The organism is uncultured Propionibacterium sp. (assembly GCF_963539965.1).
Taxonomy (GTDB): Bacteria; Actinomycetota; Actinomycetes; order Propionibacteriales; family Propionibacteriaceae; genus Propionibacterium.
This window is the reverse complement of record NZ_CAUTOU010000030.1, coordinates 1-19506: the sequence shown is the minus strand read 5'-3', so window position 1 is coordinate 19506 and position 19506 is coordinate 1. Positions and strand designations below refer to the sequence as shown.

Below are 19506 nucleotides of genomic sequence, written 5' to 3'. Positions count from 1 at the left end.
ACCACTGGATCCACAGTTTTAGCCGCCTGCTGGAAGCAGGGGAAAGAGAACCAACGTGCTGGACGTCAACACCTACGACACGCTCCAGATCGGTCTGGCCACGGCCGACCAGATCCGTGCGTGGTCCCACGGCGAGGTGAAGAAGCCCGAGACGATCAACTACCGCACGCTCAAGCCCGAGCGCGACGGCCTGTTCTGCGAGAAGATCTTCGGGCCCACCCGCGACTGGGAGTGCTACTGCGGCAAGTACAAGCGCGTGCGCTTCAAGGGCATCGTCTGCGAGCGGTGCGGCGTGGAGGTCACCCGCTCCAATGTGCGCCGTGAACGCATGGGTCACATCGAGCTGCGCGCCCCCGTCACCCACATCTGGTACTTCAAGGGCGTCCCCTCGCGTCTCGGCTATCTGCTCGACGTCGCACCGAAGGACCTCGAGAAGGTCATCTACTTCGCCGCGTACATGGTCACGCGCGTCGACGAGGGGGCCCGGCACCGCGATCTGCCCTCCCTGGAGGCCAAGGTCTCGGCCGAGCGCGGCCAGATCGAGAAGCGTCGCGACGGCGACGTCGCCAAGCGCATGGCCAAGCTCGAGGAGGACCTCGCCGAGCTCGAGGGCGAGGGCGCCGAGGCCTGCGTCCAGAAGAAGGTCAGGGACGCCGCCGAGAAGGAGCTCAAGACCATCCGCGACCGCGCGGGCCGCGAGCTGGACCGCCTCGATGCCGTGTGGGACCGCTTCAAGGGTCTGAAGGTCCAGGACCTCGAGGGCGACGAGGTCCTCTACCGCGAGATGAAGAACCGCTTCGGCAAGTACTTCGACGGCTACATGGGGGCCGAGGCCGTCAAGCGCCGCCTCGAGACCTTCGACCTGGAGGCCGAGTCCGAGAAGCTGCGCGAGGTCATCAAGACCGGCAAGGGCCAGCGCAAGACCCGCGCCCTGAAGCGTCTCAAGGTGGTCAACGCCTTCCTTGAGAACGGCAACTCACCCATGGGCATGGTGCTCGACGCCGTCCCGGTCATCCCCCCGGACCTGCGCCCGATGGTGCAGCTGGACGGCGGGCGTTTCGCCACGAGCGACCTCAACGATCTCTACCGCCGCGTGATCAACCGCAACAACCGTCTGGGCCGGCTGCTCGACCTCGGCGCGCCCGAGATCATCGTGAACAACGAGAAGCGGATGCTCCAGGAGGCCGTCGACTCCCTGTTCGACAACGGCCGCCGCGGCCGTCCGGTCACCGGCCCGGGCAACCGCCCGCTCAAGTCGCTGTCCGACATGCTCAAGGGCAAGCAGGGCCGCTTCCGCCAGAACCTGCTCGGCAAGCGCGTCGACTACTCCGGCCGTTCGGTCATCGTCGTGGGCCCGCAGCTGAAGATGCACCAGTGCGGCCTGCCCAAGCAGATGGCCCTGGAGCTGTTCAAGCCCTTCGTCATGAAGCGCCTGGACGACCTGAACTACGCGCCCAACATCAAGAGCGCCAAGCGCATGGTCGAGCGCCAGCGCCCGCAGGTCTTCGACGTCCTCGACGAGGTCATCAAGGAGCACCCGGTGCTGCTCAATCGCGCGCCCACGCTGCACCGCCTCGGCATCCAGGCGTTCGAGCCCCAGCTGATCGAGGGCAAGGCCATCCAGCTGCACCCGCTCGTCTGCGCGGCCTTCAACGCGGACTTCGACGGCGACCAGATGGCCGTCCACCTGCCGCTGAGCGCCGAGGCGCAGGCGGAGGCCCGCATCCTCATGCTCAGCTCGAACAACATCCTGAAGCCGGCCGACGGCAGGCCGATCGCCCTGCCCAGCCACGAGATGATCATCGGCATGTACTACCTCACCCAGGACCTCGACGGCCTGCCGGGAGAGGGGCGCGCCTTCAGCTCCGAGGCGGAGGCCATCATGGCCGAGGACCTGGGCCAGCTGGACCTGCGCGCCAAGTGCAAGATCAAGCTGACCGGCATCGTCCCGCCGCCCGCCCAGGCCGACAAGCTGCGCGCCGACGGCTCGATCGTCCTCGACACCACCCTGGGCGCCGTGATCTTCAACCAGTCGCTGCCCGCCGACTACCCGTTCGTGGACTACCACGTGGGCAAGAGGCAGCTCTCGGGGCTGATCAACAACCTCGCCGTGAAGTATCCGCGCGCCGTGGTCGTCGAGACCCTCGACAACCTCAAGGATCTCGGCTTCATGTGGGGCACCCGCTCCGGTGTCACGGTCTCGATCGGCGACGTGCAGACGCCTCCGGACAAGCCCGAGATCATGGCCACCTACGAGGCCAAGGCCGCCAAGATCGACAAGCTGTACGATCGCGGCGCCGTGACCGAGGAGGAGCGCCGTGGCGAGCTCGTCCAGATCTGGAACGACGCGACGGCCGAACTGACCAGCGCCATGGAGAAGAACTTCACCAAGACGAATCCCATCTACATGATGGTGAACTCGGGGGCGCGGGGCAATATGACGCAGATGCGCCAGATCGCCGCCATGCGGGGCCTCGTGGCCAACCCGAAGGGCGACATCATCGAGCGCCCCATCAAGTCGAACTTCCGCGAGGGCCTGACGGTTCTGGAGTACTTCATCTCCACCCACGGCGGGCGGAAGGGCCAGGCCGACACCGCTCTGCGCACCGCCGACTCCGGTTACCTGACCCGTCGTCTGGTCGACGTCTCCCAGGACGTCGTCATCCGCGAGGAGGACTGCGGCACCGAGCGCGGCCTGAACAAGGTCATCGCGAGGGCCGGGCAGGACGGCGCACCGGTCCCCGTCAGGATGCTCGACACCTCCGTCTACGGCCGCACCGCCGCCGTCGACGTCGTGAACGAGGACGGCGACGTCATCATCGCCGCCGGCACACTGTTCGAGACCGCCAACATCGCCGCCGCGGTGGCGGCGGGCATCACCACCGTCAAGGTCCGCTCGGTCCTGACCTGCGAAGCCCATACCGGCGCCTGCGCGATGTGCTACGGCACCTCGCTGGCCACCAACCGTCTCGTCGAGGTCGGCGAGGCGGTCGGCATCCAGGCCGCCCAGTCCATCGGGGAGCCCGGCACCCAGCTGACGATGCGCACCTTCCACACCGGTGGCGTGGCCGGCGACGACATCACGCAGGGCCTGCCGCGCGTGGTCGAGCTCTTCGAGGCCCGTACGCCGAAGGGCAAGGCCCCGATCGCCGAGGCCGACGGGCGCGTCAGGATCGAGGAGACCGACCGCGGGCGCAAGCTGACGATCGTTCGCGACGACGGCGGCGCCGATGTCGAGTACACGCTCCCGCGCCGTGCCCGCCTCGAGTTCGAGGACTCGAACCGCGTGCGCCACCAGATCGCCGACGGCGTGCACGTGTCCGTGGGCGAGCAGCTCACCGGCGGCACGGTCGATCCCCAGGACGTGCTGCGGGTGCGCGGTGTCCGCAGGGTGCAGGAGCACCTGGTGGAGGAGGTCCAGAAGGTGTACGCCTCCCAGGGCTCGCCGATCCACGACAAGCACATCGAGATCGTCATCCGCCAGATGCTGCGCCGCGTGACCGTCATCGAATCGGGCGACACCCCGATGATGCCGGGCGAGCTCGTGGACCGGCAGGGCTACGAGGCCGCCAACCGCAAGGCCGTCGAGGAGGGCGGCCGCCCCGCCGAGGGCCGCCCGGTGCTCATGGGCATCACGAAGGCCTCGCTGGCGACCGACTCGTGGTTGAGCGCGGCCTCCTTCCAGGAGACCACCAAGGTGCTCACCGACGCGTCCATCCAGGGCAAGTCGGATCACCTGGTCGGCCTGAAGGAGAACGTCATCCTCGGCAAGCTCATCCCGACCGGCACCGGCCTGGAGCGCTACCGCAACATCCGGGTGGAGCCCACGGCGGAGGCCAAGGCCAACTCCTTCCAGATGAGCTACGACCCGTTCGACTACGACTTCGGTTCCGGCTCGGGGGCCGCCGTCCCGCTCGACGACTTGGACTTCGGCGACCTGCGCTGAGCCCTGTCCGGTTCTCCGCTGAGGGCGCCCCGCCCGCGCGGGGCGCCCTCAGCGCATTGACGGCGGATCCGGGCCCGCGGGCCCCGGGGACCCTGTCGGCTCACCCCCGCAGCGCGGGGCGGTCCGTCCGCAGACATATCCCGACCCTTGGTTGGAGACAAGCTGTCACACGCGGGCGAGACTGCTGAAAACGCCTCTGGCCAGCGGGAACGAATCGAATCACGACCCGATTGGCAACCCTTGAAACCCTTAGCCTAAGCTAATCCCCCGTGGGTCCCGCCGAGGACCTGTGATGAGATATGGGTCCTTCCAAGGAATGGGGGTGTTCGCCGGTGCGTTCCGCACAGTTGGCAGAAATGACGGACAGGTCCACCGGTCTGCGCCACGTGCCCGTCCTCGCCGGCGTGCTGCTGCTCCTCCTGGTGCTGCTGCCGGTCCACCGTCCCGCGACCGCTGCGGCCGATCCCTCGGCCTCCGCGGGGCAGTGGGCGAGCGTTGCCCAGCGGATCAACGACGGACTCGACGCCGCCGGCACCGCCTTCCACGACGGCGACCAGGAGGGTGCGAAGAACCGGGTCAAGGAGGCCCGCTACAGCATCTACGTGGGCTCCGGCTTCGAGGAGGCCCTCGGCGCCAAGTCCGGTGCCGACGTCAAGGACGCCGACATGGACTTCGCCCTGCTCGTCAAGGCGATCAGGGACAACGACGGCTCCGAGGTCGACGACAGGATCGACGGGCTCAAGGGGCTCATGACCAGCGCGGCGCAGACCCTCGACGGCAGTTCCCAGAACGTCGAGGACCTGTCGGTCAGCCCGGGCAAGTGGGGCCAGATCGCCACGACCATGATCGGCCTGCTGGACCGGGGCCGGGATGCCTCGGCCGCCGGTGACGCCGAGGGCGGCAAGAGCCTCGTCAACGAGGCCTACTACGGCAATTACGAGACCACCGGCTTCGAGAAGGTCACGATGAGCCGTGTCTCCGGCGCGCGCGTGTCGGTCATCGAGCTGCAGTTCGCCAACATCAAGAAGGACATGACCGATCAGGACGACGACTCGGTCAGGACCCGCATCGCCGACCTCGAGGTCATGCTCATCCAGGACGCGAACACCCTCGACGGCTACGACCCGAGTACCGGCACCAGCACCGGCGGCTCGGGCGGGTTCACGCTGTTCATCTCCGCCTTCCTCGTGATCCTGCGCGAGGGCCTCGAGGCCATACTGGTCGTGGTGGCGATCATCGCCTTCATGATCAAGGCCGGGCTGCACCGCGAGTCGCGCCTCGTCTGGGCCGGTGTGGGACTGGCCGTCCTCATCTCGATCGGCCTGGCCCTCCTGTTCCACTTCGTGACGGCGGCCGCGGGCGCCAACCAGGAACTGCTCGAGGGCATTACGGCCCTGGTCGCCGTGGCCATGCTCATCTGGGTGTCGAACTGGATGATCAAGAACTCCGACCACGCCTCGTGGACGAAGTACCTGCCGGGGTCGACCGAGAACGGCATCAGCCGCGGTTCGCTGTTCTCGCTCGTGCTGGTGGCCTTCGTCGCCGTCCTGCGCGAGGGCGCCGAGACGATCCTCTTCTACCAGCCGATCCTGGTGATGGCCGGCGACGACTCCCATCTCGTGTGGCTGGGCCTGGCGGTCGGCGCCGCCGCGCTCGTCGTGGTCTACGTCCTCATCCGGTTCTTCAGCGTGCGCATCCCGCTGCGCCCGTTCTTCGTCGTGACGTCGATCTTCCTGGCGGTCATGGCCGTGATCTTCACCGGCTCCGGCATCAAGGAGCTGCAGGAGGCCGGCGTCCTGCCCTCCACCGCCATCGACGGCCTCCCCACGTTCGACCTGGTGGGCATCTACCCCAGGGCTGAGAACCTGATCGGCCAAGTCGTGATTCTCATCATCATCGTCGCCCTCTACGTCGTAGGGGCTCGGCGCAGCAGGCGCCGTCGCGCCGAGGCCGGAGGCCGGGACGAGCAGGCGGCGACCGAGACAACTGAATAAGCACCGATCCCATCTACACAGGAGACGCACCCATGTCCATGTCCTTCAAGAAGGCAGGAAGCCTCATCGCCGCCCTGGCGCTGGCCGGCTTCATGACTGCTTGTTCCGGAAACTCCAGCTCCTCCGGCTCCAGCTCCGGCTCTGGTTCGAGCAGCGCCTCCTCCGAGGCCTCCGCCACCGGCGACGGCAACGACGCCGGCTTCCAGGAGATGCCCGTCGGCGACGAGGTGTTCTCCGGCCCGATCAAGGTGTCGGCCGTCTACTTCCAGCCCGTTGAGATGACCCCGGCCACCGGCGTCGACGCCGCCTCGGCCTCCATGCACCTGGAGGCCGACATCACGGCCGCCGAGGACAACGATCTCGGCTACGGCGCCGGCGACTTCGTGCCCGGCCTCACGGTCGAGTACTCCATCCTCGACCAGAGCGGTGCGAGCGTGCAGTCCGGCACCTTCATGACCATGAACGCCTCGGACGGCCCCCACTACGGCCTGAACCTGCCCGAGCTGGCCGCCGGCGACTACACGCTGCAGATCACCATCCACTCCCCGGAGGAGAACGGCTGGATGCTGCACACCGACGAGGAGACCGGGGTCACGGGCCGCTTCTGGACCGAGCCGATCGTCGCGACCTTCAGCGACTGGCACTGGGACCCCGAGACCGTCTGGTGGTGATCGGCCACCGGATGCCGGAACCGGTGTCTATGATCTGGCTCCGGCGATCCAACCCTCAGCACATCTAGGAGAGGCAGTGCTTGCACAGTTGGTCGATGCGCTCGGCTCCCTCATTCTCGTCGCCCTGACGATCGGAGCCCTCTCTCCCGGTGTGCGCCTCGCCTCGGGCGGGGACCCGGCCCGCCCGGGTCCCCGCCCGGTGGTGTGGGGCTCCCTGACCGGTGCGGCGATCGGTCTGGCGTTCATCGTCGTGCACCAGTTCTCGATCATCCGCTTCGACCGCCAGCACCTCACCCTGACCACTCTCGAACCCACCGTCGCGCTCTTCGCCGTCCTCCTGGTCCTCGTCTGGTTCTTCGGGCGGCGGACCCTCGGACTCCTGCGCGGGGCCGGGGGCGGCTTCCTGGCCAGCGCCGGCGTCGCCAACCCGGTCCCCCCGCCATGGCGGGTCGTCGTGTCGATCGCAGGTTTCGTCTGGGCCCTGGCCATCGTCTTCCGGGCCTGCCAGAGCGTCTACCTGCAGATCTGGGACTGGGTCCCGTCCAGCTCGACGGTCTTCTCCAGCACCACTTTCCTCAACGTCCTGGGCTTCGGCATCGGCATCGCCATCGCGGTCCTCGCCTGCGCGAGCGTCTCGATGATGTGCGCTCGCCGTCCGCTCTACGCCCCGATCCTGTTCACCCTCCTCGGCCTCGTGCTGACGACCAGCCACGTCTTCCTGATCGTCCGGCTGCTGTACTCGCTGCGCGTCATCCGCGTCTCGAAGAAGACCGCCACGGCGATGTCCTGGCTGGTCAACCATGACGCCCTGTTCGCCTTCGCCGCCATGAGCGTGGCGGCGGTGGCCGCCATCGCCCTGCTGATCTCCTCGCGCCGCGCCAGTACCGAGGCGGCCGTCGCGGCCGAGCACCGTCTCAAGGCCGCCGGCGCCCGATCCATGAGCCGTCGTTCGGTCCTCGGCCTCGGCACCCTGGCAGTGGCCGCCGCCGGCCTGACCGTCGGCAGGCACTACGCCACCCAGGAGGTCAAGCTGTCCGACCCCGAACCCTTCGACGTCGAGGACGGCGATGTGGTGGTCGCCCTCGACAGGATCAGCGATGCGCACCTGCACCGCTTCGAGTACCCGACCGCCTCGGGCACCAAGGTGCGCTTCATCGCCATCCAGAAGGCCGGCACCTCCTTCGGCGTCGGCCTGGACGCCTGCGAGATCTGCGGCGCCAGCGGCTACTACGAGAAGGACGACAAGGTCATCTGCAAGCTGTGCGGGGTCGCCATGAACATCGCCACCATCGGTTTCAAGGGCGGTTGCAACCCGATCCCGATCGACTTCACCGTCGCCAACGGCAAGTTGAGCGTGCCGGTCTCCGCGCTGGAGGCCAACGTCAGCGTCTTCGCCTGAGCTCGAACGAGGTAGTCATATGTTTCTCCGCATGCTGCGCGGCGCGCTGCTCAGGCAGCGCTCCCGGCGCCTCATGATCATCCTGACCGTCGCCCTCGGCGCCTCCGTCGCGACCTCGATGCTCTCAGTCATGTTCTCGGTGGGCGACAAGATCAACCAGGAACTGAAGGCTTACGGCGCCAATATCGTCGTACGTCCCCAGGGCGCCGCAGTCGTCCAGGACATCTACGACTTCGACGGCGGCGATGACGCCCAGCAGTCCTATCTCGACGAGGAGGACGTGCCGAAGATCAAGACGATCTTCTGGACCTACAACATCGTCGACTTCGCCCCGGTCCTGAACACCAAGGGCGATGCGACCACCGCAGGCGGTACCACTGATGACGTGACGGTCGTCGGCACCTGGTTCACCAAGCACCTCGACCTGGCCGACGGCGAGTCGGTCGACACCGGCCTGGTGAACATGCGCGGCTGGTGGACGATCGACGGCTCCTGGCCCTCCGAGGAGGACCCCACCCAGGCCGTCGTGGGCGTCGCCTTCGCCCGGAACAACGGGCTCGGGGTGGGCGACTCGTTCTCGGTCGCGCGCAACGGCGTCACCGAGCAGCTGACCGTCTCGGGCATCGTCACCACCGGCGAGGACGAGGACAACCAGGTCCTCACCGACATCGCCACGGCCCAGGACCTCATCGCCGTGCCCGGCGCGGTCGGCGAGGTCGAGATCTCGGCCCTGACCACGCCCGACAACGACCTGGCCAGGAAGGCGGCGAAGAACCCGAACAGCCTGTCGGTGTCCGAGCGCGAGACCTGGTACTGCACCGCCTACGTCTCCTCGATCGCCTACCAGATCGAGGAGGTCATCCCGAACTCGACGGCCCGCGCAGTGCGCCAGGTCTCCGAGTCCGAGGGCACCATCCTTGAGAAGACGCAGCTGCTCATGGTGCTCGTCACGGTCCTGTCGATGGCCGGGGCCGCACTGGCCATCGCCAACCTGGTCACCGCCAACGTCATGGAGAGGGCGAGCCAGATCGGCCTGATGAAGGCCATCGGCGCGCGCGACTCGGCAGTGGTCGGGCTGATCCTCACCGAGATCCTCATCGTCGGCTTGGTGGGGGGGCTGCTCGGATTCGGGGTCGGCACGGGCTTGGCCCAGGTCATCGGACGTCTCGTGTTCGGCTCGTCCATATCGGTCCTGCCGGCGGTCGCGGGCATCGTCGCGGCGCTGGTCCTGCTGGTCGTCCTGGCCGGCTCGATCCCGGCGGTCCGGTTCCTGCTGAGACTGCGCCCGGCCGAAGTACTGCACGGGAGGTGAGCCGATGAACCCCAAGCGCAGACTGTTCATCCGCATGGTGATGTCGTCGATCCTGCGGCGCCATTCCCGTGTCGTCGTCGCGATGCTGGCCGTCGCGGTGGGCGCCACCACCCTGTCGGCACTGGCCACGATCTCGGTCGACGTGCCGCGCCAGATGGCACGCGAGATGCGCTCGGCCGGCGCCAACATGCTGCTGACGCCGACCGGCAACTCGAGCGCCTTCGACACCTCCGTCGTGGAAGAGGTCGAGGACGAGATCCCCGCCGGCGAGCTCGTCGGCGCGGTGGGCATCGACTACGAGGCGATCCTCATCAACGACCTGCCGTACGTCGCAGCGGGCGCCGACCTGGGCGCCGCCCATCAGATGAACCCGTACTGGTACGTGGACGGGCAGTGGCCGGCGGCCGCCGGCTCGGTGCTCGTCGGCCGGGACGTCGCCGATGCCATCGACGCCCGGGTCGGCGACACGATCACGCTGTCGATGCTGGCCGTCGGCGGCTCGACCCCCGGCCCGGGGACCGGCTCCGCCCCGAGCGGGGGAGCGACGAATTCCGACGGCAAGGAGATCTCGAACCAGGACGTGAACCAGGCCGAGGCGTCCACCGGCGCCGAGACCACGGTGACGGTCTCGGGCATCCTGGAGACCGGCGGCAACGAGGACAGCTTCGTCTACATGTACATGGACGACATGACCCGGCTGACCGGAGCCGGACCGGTCTACACGGTCGCCGAGTTCTCGGTCTCGGCCGAGGGCGCCGCCCTCCAGTCCCTGGCCGACCGGATCAGCTCGGAGCATCCGCAGGTCAGCGCCGATCCGGTCGCGCGCCTGGCCCAGTCCGACTCGGACATCCTCGGCATGCTGCGCTCGCTGATGGTGATCATCTCGGTCATCGTCCTGGCCCTCATCATGATCGGCGTCTCGACGACGATGATGGCCGTCGTCACGGAGCGCCGCAACGAGATCGGCCTGCGCAAGGCGCTCGGCGCCGACAACGGGTCGATCATCGTGGAGTTCCTCGGCGAGGGGGTCGTCCTCGGTCTGATCGGCGGCATCATCGGTGCGGCCGCGGGCTTCGGCCTGGCGCAGGTGATCTCGTTCAACGTCTTCCACCGCACCGTCGAGGCCCATGCGCTGATCCTCGTCGGCACGGTGGCGGCGGCCATCCTCGTGTCCACACTGGCGAGCCTCATCCCGGTGCGCCGGGCCGTCGAAGTCGATCCCGCCCTGGTGCTGCGCGGGGAGTAGGAGACCACCATGACCGACAACGCATCCGATCTGCTGCAGCTGACCGGCGTCTCGAAGATCTACGGCGAACTGCGCGCCCTCGACCGCGTCGACCTCACCGTCGGGCGCGGTGAATGGGTCTCGATCGTCGGTCCGTCCGGTTCGGGCAAGACCACGATGATGAACATCGTCGGCTGCATGGACCAGCCCACCGAGGGCACCGTCATGCTGGACGGCCGCGACATCTCGAAGTTCTCCGGCTTCGACCTCACCCAGGTGCGCCGCGAGACGATCGGGCTGATCTTCCAGCAGTTCCACCTGATCCCGCACCTGACGGCCCTCGAGAACGTCATGGTCGCGCAGTACTATCATTCGATGCCCGACGAGGCCGAGGCCATGGCCGCGCTCGGCCGTGTGGGCCTGGCCGAGCGGGCCACTCACCTGCCCCGCCAGCTGTCCGGCGGCGAGCAGCAGCGCGTCTGCGTCGCCCGCGCCCTCATCAACTCGCCGAAGATCGTCCTGGCCGACGAGCCCACCGGCAATCTGGACGAGAAGAACGAGCGCATCGTGCTCGACATCTTCGGCCGGCTGCACGCCGAGGGCACCACGCTCATCGTCGTCACCCATGACGCCTGGGTCGCCTCGAAGGGCCAGCGCGAGGTCCGCCTGGACCACGGCAGGATCGTCGGCCAGACCGTCCACGGCCATGACGACGGGGCGGTCGAGCCCACCCCGCCGAATGCGGACGGGGACGAGCACCGGGAGGAGCGAGCATGAGCCACCAGCGCAGCATGAGCCTTGCCCGCCGCTTCGCGGCCTTCGCAGGCCTCGGCGCGGTCGGCGCCATGATGCTGACCGCCTGCTCGGGAGACTCGGATGATGACCAGCTCGTCGACATGGGCATCACGATGAACGACGGCACCTGGACCGGCCAGTCCAACGCGGACGACCAGGGCTCGGTGGGCACCGTCACCATCACCGTGGCGGACGGGCGGATCACCGAGGCCTCGTACCGGACGGTCGAGTCCGACGGGACCGTCAAGGACGAGGACTACGGCAAGAACAGCTCCGGCGAGGTCGCGAACGCGGACTACTACCAGCGCGCCCAAGCCGCCGTCGCCTCGTACGCGCAGTACTCCGCCAAGCTCGTCGAGGTGCAGGACCCGACCGCGGTCGACACGATCGCGGGCGCCACCGTGGCGCACAGCCAGTTCCTGCAGGCCTCGCTGCGCGCCGTGTACCAGGCGCAGGGCGTTGCGGACGACGGGCGTGCCGACACGGTCAACATGCCCGATCTCGGCCTCGGGGACGACGATTACTGACCCGCCGATGCCGCGGGCGCCGGCGCCGAGAGCCGCGCACATCCGCCCGACCGCGGGGGCGCTGCGCTTCACGCTGCCCTCGATGGCCACCCTCGTCGAGGTGACCGTCGTAATGGCGCAGCCGGGCGATCTGGTGGCCGAGACCGCCGGAGCGCTGATCCACTACGAGTCGCTGCTGTCGCGCTTCCAGCCGGACTCCGACGTGAGCGCGCTCAACCGCGCGGCCGGCGGCGTCGTCGAGGTGGATGCGGCGACGGCCGCGGTGCTCGACGCCTGCCTGGAGCTGGCCCCGCTCTGCGACGGGGCCTTCACGCCCTGCATCGGGGCGCTCGGCGGGCTGTGGGACGTCAAGGCCTGGCTGGCGGAGGTCGCGGCCGGCCGACGCCCGCAGACACCCGGCCGGGACGTGATCGAGGAGGCGAGGGCCCGCTGCGCGCCCGAGCTGCTCGAGAGGGTCGACGAGCGCGCCTACCGCCTGCACGAGGGGGCGCAGCTGGATCTGGGGGCGATCGCCAAGGGTTTCGTCGCCGACGCCGTGCGCGGGCTCTGCCTCGACCGCGGGGCCGGCGCCGCCCTCGTCTCGGTCGGCTCCTCGTCGGTCGCCGCAGCCGGCCCCAGGCCGGGGGCCCGCCCCTGGCGGGTCGGCATCAGGGGCCCGCACGGGGACGGCGTCCTCGGCTCGGTCGAGTTGAGGGACGCCGCCGACCTGGCCACCTCCGGGGACTACCTGCAGCAGCTGCCACGGCTCATCGACGGCCAGGTCGTTCACCACGTCATCGACCCGGCCACGGGGCGCCCGGCCGCCTCCGGCGTGCGGCAGGCCAGCGCGGTGTGCGCCGACGGCATGCGCGCCGAGGCTGCGGCAACAGCCCTCATGATGCGCCCGCCCGAGCGTCTCGAGGAGCTGCTGGAGGGCGTCGAGCACCTGGTGGTCACCGACGAGGCCGTCCGGCCGAGCCCGGGCCTGGCCTGGCTGCCGGTCGACGAGCAGTGAGTCATCGTTTTCTCAGGCCGCAGGAGAACCGTCCCGGGTTTCTTGCTGAAGCCCCCTTGGCCGAGGGCGAGAGAGACGGCAGCGAGGAGCGCCGCCATGAACCAGAGGGGCACGGCGATGCGGGATGGAGTGATATGGGTTTTCCGGATGGTGGTCGACGGCTGGTCCGGGCTGCTCGGTCGTGTTCTCTCCATTCTGCGCAGGTTCCGTCCGGCGTGCGACAGCCGATCGTCGAGCGGGGTCGTTCCCGGTCGTATCTCGACTCGATCCCGGGATGTCACGTCCCGGATCCGGGTGGGCCCTGGCCGGGTGGATCTTCCGGTTCACGAGTTCCTTCTTCGGGGTCCCCGTCGAGTTGGTGGGGGCCGGCCGCCGCATCGTCGTAGCGGATACCGGTCCTGCCCGCCGAGGGCGGAAGGGGCAGGCGTCCAGCGGCATCGGCTCGCTGCCGCCGTCGGCCAGAGCTCGGCGTGCAGGGCGCGCAGGTGCTCTTCGGCCTGGTGGTCGTCCAGGCTCGGACCGAGGGTGACGGCCAGCGAGATCGAGGCGTTCATCAAGGAGGTCGCGTCGGAGCTGATTGCGTTCAGCCCGAAGCCGCACAGCCGGTGGTCCACGCCGGGGACCCCGCCGGCGAAGTCCTGCCGGAACTCGGGCAGCCCCTCGGCGGGGTGTCGCGGGAGCCCGGTCAGGTCGGGAGAGGTGGTCATGGTGGGTCACGATGTCACACTGCTTGAGTGTGACGCGACGTCACATGTGACACTGCGTCCATGCGGATACGACAGCTTGCCGAGCTGACCGGGACGACCGTCAGGGCAGTGCGCCACTACCACTCCGTCGGCCTGCTCGACGTGCCGGAGACGCGGGGCGCCTGGCGCGACTACACCCTCGAGCACGTGGCCCGAGTGGGGCGAATCCGGTGGCTGCTGGGCGCCGGCCTCTCGTTGTCCGCGATCGGGGAGATCCTCGATGCAGCGCCGGCGAGCGCGGCCGACGACCTGCGCAGCACCCTGGCGGGGATCGACGAGCAGATCCTCGGGCTCCAGGAGCAGCGACGCAGACTCCGCGTGCTGCTGGACGCCGCCGAGCGGGGGCACACGCTGACGCCCATGCCGGACGCGGCGGCGGCGCACTACGCACACATGGAGGCCAATGCCCCCGACGAACGGACCGCACGTGCGATCCGAGCCGAGAGGGACTTCGTGGAACTGGCCTGCTATCGGGGGGAGATGCCCGAGGGCGCCGAGTTGATCTTCGCGCACCTGGACCCGGCCACGACGGCCGGGGCGCTGGCGGCCTACGGGCGCGACCTCGACGCGATGGACGACCAGCAGATCGAGGAGACGGCCGGGCACGTCGTCGCCCGCATGGTGACGGCTCTGGGGGAGCGGGCGGACTCCATGGCACGCGAGCTCACTGCGGGCGACATCGACAAGGTCTACGACCTCTTCGGGGCGACCAGTTCCCGCGGGCAGAAGGAGCTGGGAGAAGCGGTTCGGCGCCACCTGAAGGCGGCCCTCGGCGAGAGGCAGGCGTCATGACCGAGGGTGGTGCTCCGCGCAGGGCGGTGCAGGGGTCCGACGCAACGATCACGGTGGATCGTCTGACCAAGAGGTTCGGGAGCTTCGTCGCTGTTGACGGGTTCAGCCTCCGGGTCGACCAGGGGGATGTGCACGGCTTCCTGGGGCCCAACGGGGCGGGCAAGTCGACGACAATCCGCGTGCTGCTGGGCCTCTACCGCCGTGATGGCGGCGATGTGCAGGTCCTGGGGCTCGATCCGCAGGCCCGGGCGGCGGAGGTGACGCATCGCATCTCCTACGTCCCGGGCGACGTGGCCCTGTGGCCCGCCTTGACCGGTCAGCAGTGTCTTGACGCGCTGGCCGGGCTGCGAGGCCGCGGCATGTACGATCTCGCCGGGGAGAAGGAGCTGGTCGGGGCCTTCGCCCTCGATCCCTCCAAGCGCGTCCGGTCCTACTCGAAGGGCAACCGGCAGAAGGTGGCTCTGGTGGCGGCCTTCGCGGCTCGCACCGACCTGCTGATCCTCGACGAGCCGACCAGCGGGCTCGACCCCCTGATGGAGGAGACCTTCCAGTCCTGCGTGCGGGAGGCGGCCCGCCAGGGCCGCACCGTGCTGCTGTCCAGCCACGTCCTCAGCGAGGTCGAGGCCCTGTGCCGCAAGGTCACGATCATCAAGGACGGCAAGCTCGTGGACAGCGGGGAGATCCAGGCCATGAAGCACCTGGCGGCCTCGACGATCACCGCCTCGCTCGCGAGCCGCGAGATGCCGACGGGCATGCCGCCCTCGGCGCGGCTGGACGGCGACCGATTCACCGTCCAGGCCCAGGCCGTGGAGGTGCCCGTGGTGCTGCAGGCCCTGCTCGCCTCGGGGGCGAGCAACATCACCTGCACCCCCGCGAGTCTCGACGAGCTCTTCCTGCGGCACTACGAGGTGGAGGCGCGATGAGGCTCTTCGGCCTGGTCATCCGCGACACCGCGCTCCAGGTGCTGGCCTGGCTGGTGGTGCTGGGTGCCATGTGCGGGGCCACTCCGGCCTCCTACCAGACGAGTTTCCCCTCGACCGTCCTGCGTGAGGCCGCCGTGGCGCAGGCCGCGGACAATGCGGCCACCCTGGTGCTCTACGGCCCCTTGGACTCGCCGGGCCACCCGGCGCAGATCTTCGTGTGGGAGATGGGTGCCTACGTCACCATCGTGGCCGCCGTGGCGGGCGTCCTCCTGGCCACCAGGCTCTTCCGCGGCTGGGAGGCCGATGGACGCCTCGAGCTGGTGCGCTCGACCGGTTCCCGGCCCTCCTCCCCGCTGGTCGCCTCGGTCTGCTGGCTGGTCCTCGTCGCGCTGCTGCTGGCAGCCCTGGTGGGGCTGGTCACCGGCCCCCATGACATCGACGGGATGTCCTGGCGGGGCGCCTTCGGCTTCGGTGGCGTCGTCGGGGCGAGCTTCCTCGTCCCGGCCACCGCGACCGCCGTCTGCGCGCAGGTCGTCCCCAGCGTCCCCGGCTGCCGCCAGGCCGGTCTCGGTCTGGTCCTGGTCGCCTTCGGTCTGCGCGCCTGGGGCGACACCTACGAGCACTCCCGGGTCAGCGACCTCAGCTTCCTGGGGCTGCGTGACGTCGTCGCCCCCTTCACGGACCAGCGCTTCTGGGCGCTCGGCGCCTGGCTGGGCGTCTGCCTGCTCCTGTGCGTCCTGGCCTTGCTGCTGCAACGAGGACGAGAGTACGGCTCGGCCCTGCTGCGCCCCCGGGGCGGCTCGTCGCGACGGATGCGGGTACGCGGACCCTGGGGCCTGGCCGTCCGCCTGGGATGGACCTCGGGGTTGGCGTGGCTGCTCGGGACGGGCGCCGGGGCCGCCCTGCTCACCGGCATGGGGCGCGGAGCGGTCGAGCGGGCGCGGTCGGCCCCGTTGGACGGCGGCGTGCTCGGAGCCTCGCTCGGCGGTGGTGACCCGGCTCTCGGCTATGTCCGCTTCCAGGGGCTGCTGATGGGCGCGCTCATCGCCGTGGCGGGCATCCTCGTCCTGCGGACCGTCGTCGCCGACGAGCGCTCGGGACGCGTCGAGGCCGTCCTGGCAACTGGCCGTCGGCGGTGGGAGGCGGTGCTCTCCCGCGCGGGATGGTCTCTGCTGGTGACCCTGGTCCTGTGCACGACCACTGCGCTGGTTGTCGGTCTGGTTGCCGAGAGCGAGCTCGGGGGCGAGGCCAACCTGTCCGCCGCGGCATGGCGCGACGTGCTGGGGCAGTGGCCCGCCGTCGCCCTGGTCGTGGCGCTCGCCACGCTGCTGGTCGCCCTGGGGACGAGGTTCTTCCCCGCGGCCTGGTTCATCTGGGGGGCCGCTGCCTTCATCTCGCTCCTGGGCGAGGCCGTCGACCTCCCGGACCGTGTCATCGAGATCGGTCCCTTCGAGCACTCACCCGCCGGGAACGCCCTGGTCGACTTCAAGGGTTGTGCCATCCTCATGGGCCTCGCCCTGCTCGTCCTGGCGGCCGCCGTGGCCGTGCACGCGCGACGGGACCTCCACGCGGGGTGAGGGCGCCCTGCCGGCCCGTCATGGTCGTCGTCGCGGCCCGGGCGGCCACGGTCTCGGGCCGGGCCTGGGTCATGGGCGGGGAGCCGACCGGGCGGGTCGCCTCGGTGCCGGTCCGGGTGCGCGGGGCGTCGGCGGCGACCGCCGCCCGGCCGGTCGCGCCGCACCCCCCCCTGCCGACACGCCGAAACCCCGGGCCCCCGGACAACCAGACACCGACTTCACCGACCCCCGAGGGGCGGTACGATCTGTCACCGGCTCCGTGCGACAGATCCGACGTGGGCCGTGCCCGATCCGATCGCCTGCTGCGGCCCGGCGGGGCGGTGCGGCACGTTGTTGCCAACCGGCGCTGCGCCACGTAAACTGGTGACTTGGTTCGGTTTGCCCGGATGAAGCACATACCCTCACGGCCTGGTTCCTGAACGTTGCGAGGCGGCCCGGCGGTCCCAGGATGTGTGCGGCAACGACCCATCGTCCTACGAACGCGTACCGGTTGCTGGGTGCGACGGTCGGGTTGCTGGGGGAGTTGCGCCATCAGGAGAATCCCCTTAGACGACGAAAGAGATACCAGCAGGTGCCTACCATCCAGCAGCTGGTCCGCAAGGGCCGCACCGACAAGGTCAGCAAGACCAAGACGCCGGCGCTCAAGGGCTCGCCCCAGCGTCGCGGCGTGTGCACGCGCGTGTACACGACCACCCCGAAGAAGCCGAACTCGGCTCTGCGCAAGGTGGCCCGTGTCCGCCTCAGCTCCGGCGTCGAGGTGACCGCCTACATCCCCGGCATCGGGCACAACTTGCAGGAGCACTCGATGGTGCTCGTGCGCGGCGGCCGTGTGAAGGATCTGCCCGGCGTTCGTTACAAGATCATCCGCGGCGCCCTCGACACCCAGGGCGTCAAGGGCCGCAAGCAGGCCCGCAGCCGCTACGGCGCGAAGAAGGAGAAGTAATGCCTCGCAAGGGACCCGCGCCCAAGCGCCCCGTCATCATCGACCCCGTGTACAGCTCCCCGCTGGTCTCCCAGCTCGTGAGCAAGATTCTGCTCGACGGCAAGAAGACCATCGCGCAGCGCATCGTCTACACCGCCCTCGAGGGCGCCCGCGAGAAGACCGGCGTCGATCCGGTGCAGACCCTCAAGAAGGCTCTCGACAATGTCAAGCCCTCCGTCGAGGTTCGCTCCCGCAGGGTCGGCGGCGCCACCTACCAGGTGCCCGTCGAGGTCAAGCCCTCGCGGTCCAACACGCTGGCCATGCGCTGGCTCGTGGGCTTCGCCCGTGCCCGCCGTGAGAAGACCATGGCCGAACGGTTGATGAACGAGATCCTGGACGCCAGCAACGGTCTGGGCGCCTCGGTCAAGAGGCGCGAGGACACCCATCGCATGGCCGAGGCCAACCGCGCCTTCGCCCATTACCGCTGGTGATCGTCGTCAAGGCCCCCGCCCGCTGTGGCGGGGGCACCGCCCTGCTCCGGGGCACATCCTTCACTCAAGACCAAGGAATAGAGGTTTGATCCAGTGGCCCTGGACCTGCAGACGAACCTGGCCAAGGTGCGCAACATCGGCATCATGGCCCACATTGACGCCGGTAAGACCACCACGACCGAGCGCATCCTGTACTACACCGGCGTGAACCACAAGATCGGCGAGGTCCATGACGGCGCAGCCACCATGGACTGGATGGAGCAGGAGCAGGAGCGCGGCATCACGATCACATCGGCCGCCACGACCTGTTTCTGGAACGACTACCAGATCAACATCATCGACACCCCCGGTCACGTGGACTTCACGGTCGAGGTCGAGCGCGCTCTGCGCGTCCTCGACGGCGCGGTGGCCGTGTTCGACGGTGTCGCCGGCGTCGAGCCGCAGTCGATGACGGTGTGGCGCCAGGCCAGCAAGTACAACGTCCCGCGCATCTGCTACGTCAACAAGCTCGACCGCACGGGCGCCTCCTTCGACTGGTGCATCAGGACCATCAGGGAGCGTCTCAACGCCGTCCCCGTCCTGCTGCAGCTGCCGATCGGCGCTGAGGCCGATTTCCTCGGCGTCGTCGACCTGGTCGAGATGCATGCCAAGACCTGGCGCGGCGAGACCGAGCTCGGCGCTCACTACGAGGTCGAGGAGATCCCGGCCGACATGGTCGAGACCGCCGAGACCGCCCGCGCCGAGATGATCGAGACCGTCGCCGAGAACGACGAGCAGTTCATGGAGATGTACCTCGGCGGCGAGGACTGGACCAGGGAGGACCTCAAGGCGGCCATCCGTCGCGGCGTCCTGGCCAACGCCTTCACCGCCGTCGTGTGCGGCACCTCGTTCAAGAACAAGGGCGTCCAGCCCCTGCTCGACGCGATCATCGACTACCTGCCGAGCCCGACCGACGTACCGGCCATCCGCGGTTTCAAGCCCGGTGACGAGTCGGTCGAGATCGACCGCCACCCGAGCGATGACGAGCCGCTGAGCGCCCTGGCGTTCAAGATCGCCGCCGACCCCCACCTGGGCAAGCTGACCTTCGTCCGCGTGTACTCCGGCGTCCTCAGGACCGGCTCGCAGGTGCTCAACTCGACCAAGGGCAAGAAGGAGCGCATCGGCAAGATCTACCAGATGCACGCCAACAAGC

General features: G+C 69.1%; 16 protein-coding genes. 15 read left to right on the top strand and 1 reads right to left on the bottom strand.

The genetic code is table 11. The annotated features are described in order from the left end of the window. The first annotated feature begins 55 nt into the window (after nt 1-55). The 9 genes from R2N01_RS06685 (at nt 56) to R2N01_RS06645 (ending at nt 12863) form a co-directional block, all read left to right on the top strand. On the top strand, nt 56-3946 hold the full coding sequence (locus tag R2N01_RS06685) for a DNA-directed RNA polymerase subunit beta' (RefSeq protein ID WP_316669708.1): 3891 nt from the start codon (nt 56-58) through the stop codon (nt 3944-3946). A gap of 356 nt (nt 3947-4302) precedes the next feature. Further along, nucleotides 4303-5940 (top strand): FTR1 family protein, encoded by a 1638-nt coding sequence (locus tag R2N01_RS06680; protein ID WP_316669706.1) that lies wholly within the window; start codon nt 4303-4305, stop codon nt 5938-5940. A gap of 32 nt (nt 5941-5972) precedes the next feature. Beyond that, nucleotides 5973-6611 carry an iron transporter gene (locus R2N01_RS06675; RefSeq protein WP_316669704.1) on the top strand — a complete coding sequence of 213 codons (639 nt, stop codon included), beginning with the start codon at nt 5973-5975 and terminating at the stop codon, nt 6609-6611. Nucleotides 6612-6687: 76 nt separating this feature from the next. Beyond that, nucleotides 6688-8010: a DUF2318 domain-containing protein gene (locus R2N01_RS06670; RefSeq protein WP_316669702.1), complete on the top strand. Its 1323-nt coding sequence runs from the start codon at nt 6688-6690 to the stop codon at nt 8008-8010. A 19-nt stretch (nt 8011-8029) separates the two neighbouring features. Beyond that, a complete protein-coding gene (locus R2N01_RS06665) occupies nt 8030-9322 on the top strand; it encodes an ABC transporter permease (RefSeq protein WP_316669700.1) in 1293 nt (430 codons plus the stop codon). Between the two features lie 4 nt (nt 9323-9326). Next, complete coding sequence (locus tag R2N01_RS06660) at nt 9327-10568, top strand: FtsX-like permease family protein (RefSeq protein WP_316669698.1); 1242 nt, start codon at nt 9327-9329, stop codon at nt 10566-10568. Nucleotides 10569-10577: 9 nt separating this feature from the next. Then, nucleotides 10578-11324, top strand: coding sequence for an ABC transporter ATP-binding protein (locus R2N01_RS06655; protein ID WP_316669695.1), 747 nt, complete (start codon nt 10578-10580; stop codon nt 11322-11324). Continuing rightward, entirely contained in the window at nt 11321-11869 is a 549-nt protein-coding gene (locus R2N01_RS06650; protein ID WP_316669694.1) for an FMN-binding protein, read from the top strand. Before R2N01_RS06655 ends, R2N01_RS06650 begins: the two co-directional genes overlap by 4 nt. Before the next feature lie 82 nt (nt 11870-11951). Continuing rightward, on the top strand, nt 11952-12863 hold the full coding sequence (locus tag R2N01_RS06645) for an FAD:protein FMN transferase (protein ID WP_316669690.1): 912 nt from the start codon (nt 11952-11954) through the stop codon (nt 12861-12863). Between the two features lie 323 nt (nt 12864-13186). Here the strand turns inward: R2N01_RS06645 and R2N01_RS06640 are convergent, their stop codons facing one another. Then, nucleotides 13187-13570, bottom strand: a complete 384-nt coding sequence (locus tag R2N01_RS06640; protein ID WP_316669689.1) for a hypothetical protein — start codon at nt 13568-13570, stop codon at nt 13187-13189. 60 nt (nt 13571-13630) lie between these two features. Here R2N01_RS06640 and R2N01_RS06635 point away from each other — a divergent pair, with 60 nt between their 5' ends. The 6 genes from R2N01_RS06635 to R2N01_RS06610 form a co-directional block, all read left to right on the top strand. Further along, on the top strand, nt 13631-14401 hold the full coding sequence (locus tag R2N01_RS06635) for a MerR family transcriptional regulator (RefSeq protein ID WP_316669687.1): 771 nt from the start codon (nt 13631-13633) through the stop codon (nt 14399-14401). Next, on the top strand, nt 14398-15324 hold the full coding sequence (locus tag R2N01_RS06630; RefSeq protein WP_316669686.1) for an ABC transporter ATP-binding protein: 927 nt from the start codon (nt 14398-14400) through the stop codon (nt 15322-15324). Before R2N01_RS06635 ends, R2N01_RS06630 begins: the two co-directional genes overlap by 4 nt. Further along, a complete protein-coding gene (locus tag R2N01_RS06625; RefSeq protein WP_316669684.1) occupies nt 15321-16901 on the top strand; it encodes a hypothetical protein in 1581 nt (526 codons plus the stop codon). Before R2N01_RS06630 ends, R2N01_RS06625 begins: the two co-directional genes overlap by 4 nt. Before the next feature lie 571 nt (nt 16902-17472). Further along, the gene (gene rpsL / locus R2N01_RS06620) at nt 17473-17844 is read left to right on the top strand and encodes a 30S ribosomal protein S12 (protein WP_316669682.1); all 372 of its coding nucleotides are present in this window, start codon (nt 17473-17475) and stop codon (nt 17842-17844) included. Continuing rightward, on the top strand, nt 17844-18314 hold the full coding sequence (gene rpsG, locus R2N01_RS06615) for a 30S ribosomal protein S7 (protein ID WP_316669680.1): 471 nt from the start codon (nt 17844-17846) through the stop codon (nt 18312-18314). The genes rpsL and rpsG overlap by 1 nt, the downstream gene beginning before the upstream one ends. A 144-nt stretch (nt 18315-18458) precedes the next feature. Then, a partial coding sequence (locus tag R2N01_RS06610) for a GTP-binding protein (RefSeq protein ID WP_316669722.1) occupies nt 18459-19506 on the top strand: 1048 nt, incomplete at its 3' end.